The following is an 11,309-nucleotide window of genomic DNA, read 5'->3' as shown; positions in this document are numbered from 1 at the left end:
CCCGTATGAAGTGACCGCTTCGTGGACGGGCGTTGCGCTGAACGCGCAGACGACCGGTTCGGCTCAGACGCTCAACGTTCCGACCACCGGCAACGCTGGCCAGAAGCAGCAGGGCGCATGGCGTTCGCGCATGGACATCGACATTGTCGCTCCGGCCGTGACGAACAAGGGCCTGGTCGCTGGTGACTACACCGGCACCACCACGCTGACGCTGCGCGCTCTCTAAGCGTAGCTGAATAAGGAAAGGGGAAAGAGCGATCTTTCCCCTTTCTTTATGGTTTAATGCGATTATGTCCGCAGATCGGGACAGGGGGATGGGATCATGACCGCTTTGGCGACGATGAAGCGTCACGCGCGCGTGCTGTTGGCTGCGCTCGCGGCACTGACATTGATTGTCACTCCGGCGCTGGCGATGCGCGTGTCGCCGATGGTCGTCGAAATGGAATCGCGCGGCACCAACGCCGTGGCGCGGATCGAGGTCCAGAACATCAATCCCGGCAACCTGGCGTTCCAGACGCGCGTTTTCCGAATGGAAATCGACAAGGACGGGAATATCGTCGAAACGCCCGCCGATCAGGATTTCCTTGTTTTCCCGCCGCAGGGCGTGCTGCCGGCCGGCGGTCGTCAGGTCGTCCGCCTGCAGTGGGTGGGCGGCGCCGAATTGGCGGCATCGCAAGCCTATTATGTTTCGGTCGAGCAATTACCGGTCGCTTTCGAACCCGGCGCCGCCGACGCGGTCGGGGCACAGGTGCAAGTGCTCTACAACATGCGCGCGCTGGTGGTCGTCGCGCCGCCCGGGGCGAAACCCGACGTGAAGGCGACCACGGTCAAGCAGATCATGTACCAACCGCCCGCGCCGCCGGGATCGAAGGAGCTGCCGCCGATGCAGGACGGGGTGGAAATCACCCTGCGCAACGACGGCCGCCGTCACGCGATGATGTCGAATTTCGGCTGGCAGCTGGAAGGCACGGGCACCGACGGCAAATGGCTGCGCGTCGATATCTCGCCCGAGGAACTCAATCAGGCGGTCGGTACCGGCTATGTGCCCGCTCAGGGTGAACGCGTCTTCCGCGTGCCCGTTCCCGGCTTCGGTCCCGGCCCGATCAAGCTCTCGTTCAAACAGTGAAAGCCGGCTTCGCCCTGTGCGCGGTTGCGCTGCCCGCGCTGTGCGCGGGCAGCGCAACCGCGCAGGTGTCGATTCCGTTGCCGCAGGGGCCGCGGTCCGCGTCGCCGGCGCAGGATCCGGGCGCACCAACGACCATTCCGTTGCCGGGCACGCAGATCCCGCCGATCCCGAACCGGACGCCGGTGATGTCGCAGCTTCCGATCGGGCCTCATGGTCGTCCGGACATCAATCCTTACGACCGCGACATCGAAATGACGGTGCCGTTGACATTTCAGAGCAGCAGCCTGGGCGATGTCCCGATGCTGCTCACCGCCGACGACCGCTTTCTGATCGAATCGGCGACCTTTCTGCGCTTGATGCAGCCGGTGCTGAACGAAGAGGCGCATGCCGAGCTGTCGTCGCGCCTCGTGTCGTTGCCCAATTTCGGTCCCGATGATCTCGGCAAGACCGGGGTTCAGCTGACATATGACCCCAGCACGCTGGCGGTGGTCGTGGTCGAGGTGTCGGCCGAGCAGCGCGCCATCAAGGATATTTTCGCGCCGCCGCGCGAAGATGCGAACGATGTGACGTTGCAGCCCGCGGGGTTTTCGGCCTTTCTGAACCTCAGCGCGATCCAGAGCTATTTGTGGGAGGGCGACCAGGCCGATCCGCCGACGATCAACTTCGACGGTGCGGTGCGGCTCGGCCGGTTCGTTTTCGAGGGCGACGCGCAACTGGGGCAACAGTTCGGCCTGACCGGAGACAGCTACAAATTCACGCGCAACTATGCGCGCCTCGTTTACGACGAACCGGAGGATTTCCGGCGCTGGTATCTGGGCGATCTCGACCCTGAAATTCGCGGCCAGCAATCCTTCGTCGAAATGGGCGGCATCGGCGTGCTGCGTCAGCGCCGCCGCTTCAACAGTTTCCGCTCGGCGATCCTTCAGGCCAATCGCCAGCTCATCCTGCAACGCGAATCGACCGTCCGCTTCCTGCGCAACGGGTCGCTCTATCGCGAGGTCCGGCTGCAGCCCGGCCGTTACGATTTCAGTTCGCTGCCGCTGATCGCGGGCAGCAACGACGTCGACATTCAGGTCACCGACAACAGCGGCGCGGTTCAGAACCTGTCGTATCAGCAATATCTCGACCCGATCGACCTCGATCCCGGCGATTATGAATATGGCGCCTTTTTCGGTCCGACCAGCCGGACCTTCGGCGGTGCGCCCGATTATAGCGGCCCCGTCGCCTTCTCCGGATTCTTCCGCAAAGCCTTTTTCAACCGCCCTGCTATCGGCGTCGGCCTTCAAGCGAGCAAGGATGTCCAGACGCTGACCGGACAGACCCAGTTCGTTCTTCCCAACGGCGGCCGCCTGTTGCTCGATGCCGGCGGCAGCAATTCGAAGACGGCCGGAACGGGTTTCGCCGGCGGGGTCAGCTATGAACATTTCATCGATCGCGACGGACTGTCCGACAGCTTCACGCTGCGCGCCGATTATCTGTCGCCCCGTTTCGCCAATCTCGGCAACATTGACGGGATCAACACCACGTCGGCGACGGCGACGGGGCAATATTCGCGGCAATTCACCATGCGCCTGACCGCGACGGCTTCGGCCTCCTATCTCAAGGGGCGCGGGGACGTCGGCGATAGCTATCGCGTCGGGGCGACGGGCTTTTATCGGCTCGACCGGCGCTGGACCCTTCGCGCCGGAGTCGATTACGCCAAATTCCCGTCGGCCTTCTCACGCGGGAACGGGGTCAGCTTCAATATCGGCATCGTGTTCCAGCCCGACTATCGTCGCCGCGCCGAGGCACGATATGAGAGCCGCGACAATCTGAGCGAGATTTCCTACAACCAGAGCGGCCTGAACCAACTCGACAGCGTCGGCTTTGGCGGGGTCGTCACGCGCGACGACAACAGCGCGCGCGCGCTCGGCTATGCGACCTATTCCGCCAACCGTTTCGATGCGTCGGTCAGCCACGCGACGTTCGGGCCCAATTTGTCGGACGTCGCCGATCTCAACGTCACGACGGTCCGCGTCGGCACCTCGCTGGCCTTCGCCGACGGCAGCTTCGGCGTCGGGCGGCGAATCAACGACAGCTTCATGTTGTTGTCGCCGCACAAAAACCTCGGCAAGCGCAGCGTGGTTGCCGGCCAGTCGCTGGCCGAGAATAATTATATCAGCAAGAGCGGCGTACTGGGGGCGGCGGTCAACAACTTCCTCGGCTCCTATGCCACCCAGTCGGTGCAATATGACGTCGAAGACCCGCCGACGGGCTATGACACCGGTCCGGGCGTGTTCCGCGTCCATCCGCCGTACAAGAGCGGCTATGCGGCGCGCGTCGGCACCGATGCGTTCGCCAGCGCGATGGGCACCCTGATTCTGGCGCCGGACAAGCCCGTGTCGCTGATCGGCGGTCGCGTCACCTTGCTCGATGTGCAGTCAACCGAAGCGCCGAAGCCGATTCCCTTCTTCACCAATTCGATCGGACGTTTCGCGATCACCAACCTGCTGCCGGGGCGGCGCTATCTGGTGGAAACCTACGGTCCCAATGGTACAATCGACCGGAGCTTCGAATTCACGGTGCCGGCGGACACCGATGGTCTGTTGAACCTCGGTACGGTTCGCCCCGGTACGAAAAATTAGGAGGCATTATGCTGCGCAAAACCCTGTTTCTCGCCGCGGCGGTGCTGGCCATGCCGCTTTATGCACAGGCGCCGACGCCGGGGGCCGCCATTCCCGGTGCCGAATGTCTTGTCCGGATCAATGCGACGCCGCAAAGTTGGCTGATTCAGGGATATGACCCGTTCGACGGGGCCATTCCCGAAGGGACGTTCGGTGTCACGTTCGTAAACGAGGGTACGGGCGAATGCCGTTTCACCCCGACATTCGAACTCGGCCAGCCGCCGTTCGGCCTGTCGAAGGGCAGCGGAAAGCGGATCGGCTACGCGCTGCTCAACCTGACCGATACGCAGGATGTGACGCCGCGCGTCGGGCGAACGCAACTCGCGCCGTCGCAGAAGATGGTGACGCTCGGGGCGAACGGGTCGCGCACCCTGTTGTACAAACTCGTGGCCGACGCCGACGACGTGAAGGATTCGGGTATTTTTACCCAGGATGTGACGATCGAGGCGCAGGACGGTAGCTTCCGTTCGCTCGGCGGCACACAACTCGTCCTCGGGATCAATGTCCTGCCCTCGGCACGGATCGGTCTCGCCGGCGCTTACACCATGAACGACGGGCACGCGGTGGTCGATCTTGGCGAACTGCGGCCCGGTGTCGCGCCGGTGCCGCTCCAGCTTCGCGTCGCCAGTACCGGTTCCTACGACCTGAACGTCACCTCGGCCAATTCGGGGCGCCTGCGGCTCGGTTCGAGCGATTGGTATGTGCCGTACAGCCTCGCGATCGGCAGCAATTCGGTCAATCTGACGGGCGTGCGCACGATATCCGGGGCGACGAATGGCGGGCTGCGCCGCGAGGCGCTGCCGATCCACTTCCTGATCGGCGACACGTCCGATCGGCGCGCCGGAGTGTATAGCGACGTCGTCTCGATCTCGGTGACCGCTCGCTGACGCGGCCTGCTTCGCCCGGCCCCATTGTCAATTTTCTGACGCCCTTAACTGAATGTTAGATTCGCGAGCCTAGATAATCATCCAAAGCTTCGGCCAACCGGCGGAAAGGTTACGGATGATCAGGAAATTCTCGCTCGGCATCGCGAGTGTTGTGCTCGTTGCGGCACCGACGACTGCCATGGCGGCGTCGTACGGTTTCAACCTGCGCCTGACGGTCGCGGTGCAGTGCACCGTGCAGCATCAGGCGACCGGTTTCGGTATCGTCAGCGGCGACGCGGTGTCGCTCGGCACCTTCCGCGAATATTGCAACGCGCCGGCGGGTTATAATCTGGTGATCAACTACACGCCGGGTTCGCTGGAAGGCGCGCGGATCATCGCGGGGAGCGACGAGATCATTCTCAACGGTTCGGGCCAGGCCGTGCTCAGCCGCGCGATGGGACCGCGGGTCAGGGAGCGGCCGATCGCGGCAATCCCCGGCGAACAGGGTTTCGACACCGATCGTTTCGAATTGCGGATCATTCCGGCCTGACGTCGGTCATCTTCTGACGCATCGAACTTCCGGGCAGCGAGCTCTGCCGCCGCGTGGCGGGGTGACTATATCTCGATCGTCAGCTTGATATTGTCGGGAGCGACGCCAGCCGCCTTCGCGATCTGCTCTTTCGCGCGCGCGACGAGATCGCGCAGGTTTTCGGTCTCCTCCAGCCCGAGAAGCTCGTGAATTTCGACGCCGAGCATATTCGCCAGCACTTCCACCCGACCGGCCTTGGGTCGGGCCTTGTCGAGTTCCCACGCCGAGATCGACGGTTCGCTGACGCCCAGCCGCACGGCAAGCTGCCCCTGCGTCAGCCCTTTCGCGGTTCGCAGCCGCTGCAAGCGGGCTCCGAAACTCTCGGCGGATGCCGCCGGTCGATTTTGGGCCGCATCGGGCTCGCCCTCGACCACCACGCTGCGGAGCTGCGCCGCGCTGAGCGTCGCGGGCGAGATCGGCATTTCGAACTGGCATCCGGCGAGGCGGCCGCTGGTCCAGATGACCTTGGTCGCGGTCTTGCCGCTGTGTGGCAGGTTGACCTCGATCACCTCGCCGATTTCCAGCGGCGCGCCGCTTTCGACGAGCATTCCCGTCGCCGAAATATTATGGACCAGCGCTTCGATCTCGGCGCCGGTCGCCTTCGACCCGTGCAGCGGCAGCCGCAATTGCCGCCGCGACGCGCGGCCCTTGCCCGCCGACCGCGGAACTTCGTTCAGATATACAGTCATTGCCATGCGCGTATCCATCGCGAGGCCCATATTAACATTTGGCTTCGTGGAAAGGTTAATGAGGCAGGATGAGTGAAAGTCGCGAGCGCGGCGACGCGCCGGCGCGGGGCCACTCCAAATCGCTTCCAATCGCCCGGATGTCTCGCTTCGGGGCAAAGCCTTGGATATTTACACTATCGCAATCTGTTGCCGCGCATAGCGATCGCACAATGGGGATCAGATAAAGAGTTGTTGGATGGACGGGCCATCGCGGATCGATTCCGGGGACGGGGGACAGGAGGACGTCGATGAAGCCCAGCGCGGCTTTTTCGGCATGCTCGGCTCGCGGATCGGCAAACAGCGCGGCGAGGCCGCGTCCATTCTGCACACCCGCGACGCGCTGTTGCTGCTGCGCAATTACGAAGACAGCGGGCAGGGCTGGTTCTGGTCCACCGACGCCGAGGGACGGCTGACCTATATCACCGATTCGGTGGCGCGGCTGATGGGGCGAACCGGCCGCGCGCTGCACGGCACCGCCTTCACCGACCTGTTCCTGCCCGCCGATAGCCAAGGCGAGCGCCAGCGCACCTTGCCCTTTCTGCTGACCAAACAGTCGAAATTCCACGAGCTGCCGCTGCGCAGCGCCTTCGAAGGCGACGATCGCTGGTGGGCGATATCGGGGCGGCCGCAGTTCGACGGCGCGGGAAAATTCGCCGGTTACCGGGGCAGCGGCGCCGACGTCACCGAACAGCGCCGCTCGGCCGAGGACGCCTCGCGGCTCGCGCTCTATGACTCGCTGACCGGGCTCGCCAACCGCTTCAACATTTCGAAAAAGCTCGACGGGACGCTCGCGGCGTTCGCGCAGCAGCAACGCGCGTGCGCGATCATGCTGATCGACCTCGACCGTTTCAAGCAGGTCAACGACACGCTCGGCCATCCGGCGGGCGACGCGCTGCTGAAACAGGTCGCGCAGCGCCTGCTCAAGATCGTCGGCGACCGCGAAATGGTCAGTCGTCTTGGCGGCGACGAATTCCAGATCATTCTTCCCGACGTCGAGGATCGCGGCAAATTGGGCGATATGGCGACCGATATCATCGCCAGCCTGTCGCAACCCTATTCGGTCGAGGGCAGCCGCTGCATCATCGGCGCCTCGGTCGGCGTCGCGATCGCACCCTTCGACGGGCGGGGCAGCGACGACCTTGTCCGCAACGCCGACCTGGCGCTTTATGCGGCCAAGGGCAACGGGCGCGGGCGCTTCAGTTTCTATTCGAGCGACTTGCATCAGGCGGCCGAACAGCGCCGTGTGCTCGAAGAGGATCTGCGAGACGCGTTGGCACGCGGCGAAATGGAGCTATGCTACCAGCCCGTCGTCCAGTCGAAGTCGAACATGGTGACGGGGGTCGAGGCGCTCATTCGCTGGACGCATCCCGAACGCGGGCCGATCTCGCCCGCGCTGTTCATCCCGATCGCCGAGGAAGCCAATATGATCTGGCAACTCGGCGGATGGGTGCTGCGCAAGGCCTGCGAGGACGCGTCGCGCTGGCCCGGCGAGATGCGCGTCGCGGTCAATGTGTCGCCGATCCAGTTCGCGAACCCCGACCTGCCGAAGGTCGTCGCGGGCGCGCTCGCCGCGACGGGACTTTCGCCCGACCGGCTCGAGCTCGAGATCACCGAAAGCGTCTTTCTGGGCGATTCAGCCGAAACGAACCGGATGTTCAAGGCGCTGAAGGAACTCGGCGTGCGCCTCGCGCTCGACGATTTCGGGACCGGCTATTCGTCGCTCGGCTATCTGCAATCGGCGCCGTTCGACAAGATCAAGATCGACCAGAGCTTCGTTCGCGACGCCACCGTGCCCGGATCGCGCAACGGCGCGATCATCGCCGCGATCGTCGCGCTGGCCGAGGCGCTCGAGATGGAAACGACCGCCGAGGGCATCGAATCGCTCGACCAGCTCGACCTGATCCGGGGGCTTAACGTCAGCCATGTCCAGGGCTATATCTATAGCAAGCCCGTGCCGCAGGCCGAACTGCTCGATCATGCCGAGGCGGGATCGTGGACGATCAAGCCGTCGGGCCCCGCGCGCCAGCGCAACGACCGTTTCTCGCTGTTCCGCAAGGTCGGCGCGATCCACGACAATCACCGCTACGCCGTCGTCATCCGCAATCTGTCGACCACCGGCGCCTTGATCGAGGGCATTTTGGACGTGCCCGTCGGCACGCGCTTCGTCATCGATTTCGGCGAGGGGCAGCTCGTCACCGCGACCGTCCGTCGCTCGGCAAAGCACCAGCAGGGCATCGAATTCGAACAGACGATGGTCAGCGACGGCAATGGCGGGCTGTGCACGCGCCACCGCGTCTCGCCCTATCTGATCGCCGCCGCGGCGCAGCAGACGAACGCGCCCGCGCTGCCGACCTTTACGACGACGGGCGACTGGAAAGCAGCCTGACGCCGGAACCCGTCGCGGCCTGCCCCGTTTTGTCTTCGAACCGCCAACGGACGGAGGCAGACATGACCGAAACCAGAATTTTCGCGCGGCTGAAGGCCGATCACGATCGCCACCGCGCGTTGCTCGAGCGGATCGACGCGACCCATGGCGACAGCGCCGAGCGCCGCGACTTGTTCGAGGCGTTCCGCATCGACGTGACCGCGCATGCCGCGTCCGAAGAAATGTCGCTCTATGCGACGATGCTCGCGAACCCCGACCTGCGCGACGAGGCGCAGCACAGCGTCGCCGAGCATAAGGAAATCGAGGATTATCTGACCGAATTATACGAGATGGATTTTGCGTCGAGCGGCTGGCTGACGCGGTTCCGGACGATGAAGGACCGCTATCTCCACCATATCGACGAGGAAGAGGAGGAGATGTTCCCGGCGGCCGAAAAGGAGCTTTCCGACGAGCGCAAGAAAGAGCTGATCAAGATCTTCGAAAAGGAAAAGCCGAAGGAAAAGGCGAAGGCGGCGGCGGAAGAGCCGTCGAGCGAAGAGGCGCGGGATTAGTCGCCGCCCTCGACTTTTGGCGCGGCCCTCGCCATAGGCGCGCGCCATGGCCGACAGATTCGCTTTTCAGATCGGCGCGACCGACGGTGCTGCGCGCACGGGCGTGATCGCCATGCAGCGCGGCGAGATTCGCACGCCCGCCTTCATGCCCGTCGGCACCGCCGCGACGGTGAAGGCGATTCGTCCCGCCGAGGTCCGCGCCACCGGCGCCGACATCATCCTCGGCAACACCTATCACCTGATGCTGCGCCCGACCGCCGAGCGCATGGCGCGGCTGGGGGGGCTTCACAAATTCATGGGCTGGGACCGGCCGATCCTGACCGACAGCGGCGGCTATCAGGTGATGAGCCTGTCGGCATTGACCAAGCAGAGCGAGGAAGGGGTCGCGTTCCGGAGCCACCTCGACGGCTCGCGCCACATGCTCACCCCCGAACGTTCGATGGAGATCCAGCGCCTGCTCGGCAGCGACATCGTGATGGCGTTCGACGAATGCCCGCCAAACGGCGTCGATGCGAAGCGCGCCGAGGCGAGCATGGAACGCTCGATGCGCTGGGCGGCGCGTAGCCGCGCGGGCTTCGACGCGGGCGAGGAGCACGCCGCGCGATCGGCGCTGTTCGGCATCCAGCAGGGATCGCTCGACGAGACATTGCGCGCGCGGTCGGCCGCGGCGCTCACCGATATCGGCTTCGACGGCTATGCGATCGGCGGGCTCGCGGTGGGCGAGGGGCAGGAGGCGATGTTCGGGGTGCTCGACTATGCGCCCGGCCAGCTTCCCGCCGACAAACCGCGTTACCTGATGGGGGTCGGCAAGCCCGACGATCTGGTCGGGGCGGTCGCGCGCGGGGTCGACATGTTCGATTGCGTGCTGCCGACGCGGTCGGGCCGCAACGGGCAGGCGTTTACGCGCGACGGACCGATCAACATCCGCAACGCGAAATTCGCCGAGGATCAGGCGCCGCTCGACGCCGACTGTTCTTGCCCCGTCTGCACGACCTGGTCGCGCGCCTATCTGCATCACCTCGTCCGCTCGGGCGAGATGCTCGGCGCGATGCTGATGACCCAGCATAATCTGCACCATTATCAGGATTTGATGCAGGGCATGCGCGATGCGATCGGCGCGGGGACATTCGCGGCGTTCCAGCGCGATTTCGACGCCCGCTACAAGCGCTGACTCAGTCGAGTTTGCTCAGCAAATCCAGCAAATTCTGGGGGATCGTCTCATCGACGGTCGATTCATAGGCGCGGCGCAGCGCGCCATTGACGTCCTGCCCCTTGGCGGACGATTTTTTATCGGCATTCTTCCCGGAAGCCTCGCTGCGTGGCGAACCGGTTTTAGACGACATTATCGAAGCATCCGCTGAACATGGGGCCTTTTGCTAACCGCGCATACACCAAAGCGCAATGGCGCGTTTGTCCTTCGCCATGAAACTATTTTGGGGCTAAATCGTTCCCAAAGGTTGAAATATATCGGATGGTGGCGGGGAAGCATGGGGCGTTGTCCCTTTTCCGGACGCGTCCGCCCCGGTTTTTTGGGTTATCAGGAGGTAAAATATGTCATTGGGTCAGTCGGTTGCGCCGCATCTTCCCTATCTGCGGCGTTATGGCCGGTCCATTTCCGGAAGCCAGCAGAACGGGGATGCGCTGGTCGCCCGGCTGCTTCAGACGCTGGTGGCCGACCCGGGTGCGATCGATACGGGAGCCGACCTGCGCATCCAGCTGTACCGGATGGTGCATGACAATTTCGGCTTGATGGCCCAGCAGGCCGCGGCGACCGACGCCGGCGCGCTGACCGACATCGCGATCGCCGATGCGCGGCTCCGCCGCATTCCCTCGCTCGCGCGGCAGGCGTTGCTGCTCACCGCGGTCGAGGGGTTCAGCGCCGAAGACACGGGGCGCATCATCGGCCGCGATGCCGAGGCGGTGCGCTCGCTGATCGTCGACGCGACCGACGAGATCGATCGCCAGACGCGCGCGCGCATCCTGATCATCGAGGATGAGCCGATCATCGCGATGGACATCGAAATGATCGTCCGCGAGCTGGGCCATGACGTCGTCGCCGTCGCGACGACGCACCGCGAGGCGGTCGACGAGGCGCAGAAGCACCAGCCCGGCCTCGTGCTCGCCGACATCCAGCTCGCCGACAACAGTTCGGGGATCGAGGCGGTGCAGGAAATCCTGGCCGACCTCAAAGTGCCGGTCATCTTCGTCACCGCCTTTCCCGAACGGCTGCTCACCGGCGACCGGCCCGAACCCGCCTTCCTGCTTACCAAGCCGTATCAGCCCGCGACGTTGCGCGCGGCGATCTCGCAGGTGCTGTTCTTCGACGAAAGCACGATTCCGGCCTGAGCTTTGCCGTCGCCCCGCGAACACGGGGCGGCGGAACCGCCTTGCCTCGCGCCA

Annotated in this window: 10 protein-coding genes and 1 pseudogene; 9 read left to right on the top strand and 2 right to left on the bottom strand. The window is 64.4% G+C overall.

Annotated elements, in window-relative coordinates:
• From GGR90_RS19355 to GGR90_RS01700, 5 genes and pseudogenes are all read left to right on the top strand, one after another.
• Window positions 1-226, top strand: a pseudogene (locus tag GGR90_RS19355) (hypothetical protein); the annotation flags it as partial.
• Between the two features lie 96 nt (window positions 227-322).
• Window positions 323-1,126, top strand: coding sequence for a fimbrial biogenesis chaperone (locus GGR90_RS01715; protein WP_167918893.1), 804 nt, complete (start codon window positions 323-325; stop codon window positions 1,124-1,126).
• Window positions 1,123-3,750 carry a fimbria/pilus outer membrane usher protein gene (locus GGR90_RS01710; RefSeq protein WP_342449873.1) on the top strand — a complete coding sequence of 876 codons (2,628 nt, stop codon included), beginning with the start codon at window positions 1,123-1,125 and terminating at the stop codon, window positions 3,748-3,750. Before GGR90_RS01715 ends, GGR90_RS01710 begins: the two co-directional genes overlap by 4 nt.
• Before the next feature lie 8 nt (window positions 3,751-3,758).
• Complete coding sequence (locus tag GGR90_RS19350; protein ID WP_245198353.1) at window positions 3,759-4,676, top strand: hypothetical protein; 918 nt, start codon at window positions 3,759-3,761, stop codon at window positions 4,674-4,676.
• A 115-nt stretch (window positions 4,677-4,791) separates the two neighbouring features.
• The gene (locus GGR90_RS01700) at window positions 4,792-5,205 is read left to right on the top strand and encodes a hypothetical protein (protein ID WP_167918891.1); all 414 of its coding nucleotides are present in this window, start codon (window positions 4,792-4,794) and stop codon (window positions 5,203-5,205) included.
• Between the two features lie 65 nt (window positions 5,206-5,270).
• Here the strand turns inward: GGR90_RS01700 and GGR90_RS01695 are convergent, their stop codons facing one another.
• The gene (locus tag GGR90_RS01695; RefSeq protein WP_167918889.1) at window positions 5,271-5,939 is read right to left on the bottom strand and encodes a helix-turn-helix domain-containing protein; all 669 of its coding nucleotides are present in this window, start codon (window positions 5,937-5,939) and stop codon (window positions 5,271-5,273) included.
• A gap of 229 nt (window positions 5,940-6,168) precedes the next feature.
• On the opposite strand from GGR90_RS01695, the gene GGR90_RS01690 reads away from it, so the two are divergent.
• From GGR90_RS01690 to tgt, 3 genes are all read left to right on the top strand, one after another.
• Complete coding sequence (locus tag GGR90_RS01690; RefSeq protein ID WP_167918887.1) at window positions 6,169-8,358, top strand: EAL domain-containing protein; 2,190 nt, start codon at window positions 6,169-6,171, stop codon at window positions 8,356-8,358.
• A 62-nt stretch (window positions 8,359-8,420) separates the two neighbouring features.
• The gene (locus GGR90_RS01685; RefSeq protein ID WP_167918885.1) at window positions 8,421-8,909 is read left to right on the top strand and encodes a hemerythrin domain-containing protein; all 489 of its coding nucleotides are present in this window, start codon (window positions 8,421-8,423) and stop codon (window positions 8,907-8,909) included.
• 46 nt (window positions 8,910-8,955) lie between these two features.
• On the top strand, window positions 8,956-10,080 hold the full coding sequence (gene tgt, locus GGR90_RS01680; protein WP_167918883.1) for a tRNA guanosine(34) transglycosylase Tgt: 1,125 nt from the start codon (window positions 8,956-8,958) through the stop codon (window positions 10,078-10,080).
• 1 nt (window position 10,081) lies between these two features.
• Here tgt and GGR90_RS01675 read toward each other — a convergent pair whose 3' ends face one another.
• Window positions 10,082-10,252: a NepR family anti-sigma factor gene (locus GGR90_RS01675; protein ID WP_167918881.1), complete on the bottom strand. Its 171-nt coding sequence runs from the start codon at window positions 10,250-10,252 to the stop codon at window positions 10,082-10,084.
• A 208-nt stretch (window positions 10,253-10,460) separates the two neighbouring features.
• Between GGR90_RS01675 and GGR90_RS01670 the strand changes: the two genes are divergently transcribed.
• Entirely contained in the window at window positions 10,461-11,255 is a 795-nt protein-coding gene (locus tag GGR90_RS01670) for a response regulator (protein WP_167918879.1), read from the top strand.
• The last annotated feature ends 54 nt before the right edge of the window (window positions 11,256-11,309 follow it).

Source organism: Sphingopyxis italica (assembly GCF_011926545.1).
Lineage (GTDB): Bacteria > Pseudomonadota > Alphaproteobacteria > Sphingomonadales > Sphingomonadaceae > Sphingopyxis > Sphingopyxis italica.
The sequence above is the reverse complement of the archived record's forward strand: the minus strand, read 5'-3'. Positions and strand labels throughout refer to the sequence as shown.

Excerpts from the sequence above, each read along its gene's own strand:
- GGR90_RS01670 (WP_167918879.1), top strand. The coding sequence starts at position 10,461 with ATGTCATTGGGTCAGTCGGTTGCGCCGCATCTTCCCTATCTGCGGCGT.
- GGR90_RS01695 (WP_167918889.1), bottom strand. The coding sequence starts at position 5,939 with ATGGCAATGACTGTATATCTGAACGAAGTTCCGCGGTCGGCGGGCAAG.
- GGR90_RS01700 (WP_167918891.1), top strand. The coding sequence starts at position 4,792 with ATGATCAGGAAATTCTCGCTCGGCATCGCGAGTGTTGTGCTCGTTGCG.
- GGR90_RS19350 (WP_245198353.1), top strand. The coding sequence starts at position 3,759 with ATGCTGCGCAAAACCCTGTTTCTCGCCGCGGCGGTGCTGGCCATGCCG.
- GGR90_RS01690 (WP_167918887.1), top strand. The coding sequence starts at position 6,169 with ATGGACGGGCCATCGCGGATCGATTCCGGGGACGGGGGACAGGAGGAC.
- GGR90_RS01685 (WP_167918885.1), top strand. The coding sequence starts at position 8,421 with ATGACCGAAACCAGAATTTTCGCGCGGCTGAAGGCCGATCACGATCGC.
- GGR90_RS01675 (WP_167918881.1), bottom strand. The coding sequence starts at position 10,252 with ATGTCGTCTAAAACCGGTTCGCCACGCAGCGAGGCTTCCGGGAAGAAT.
- GGR90_RS01715 (WP_167918893.1), top strand. The coding sequence starts at position 323 with ATGACCGCTTTGGCGACGATGAAGCGTCACGCGCGCGTGCTGTTGGCT.
- tgt (WP_167918883.1), top strand. The coding sequence starts at position 8,956 with ATGGCCGACAGATTCGCTTTTCAGATCGGCGCGACCGACGGTGCTGCG.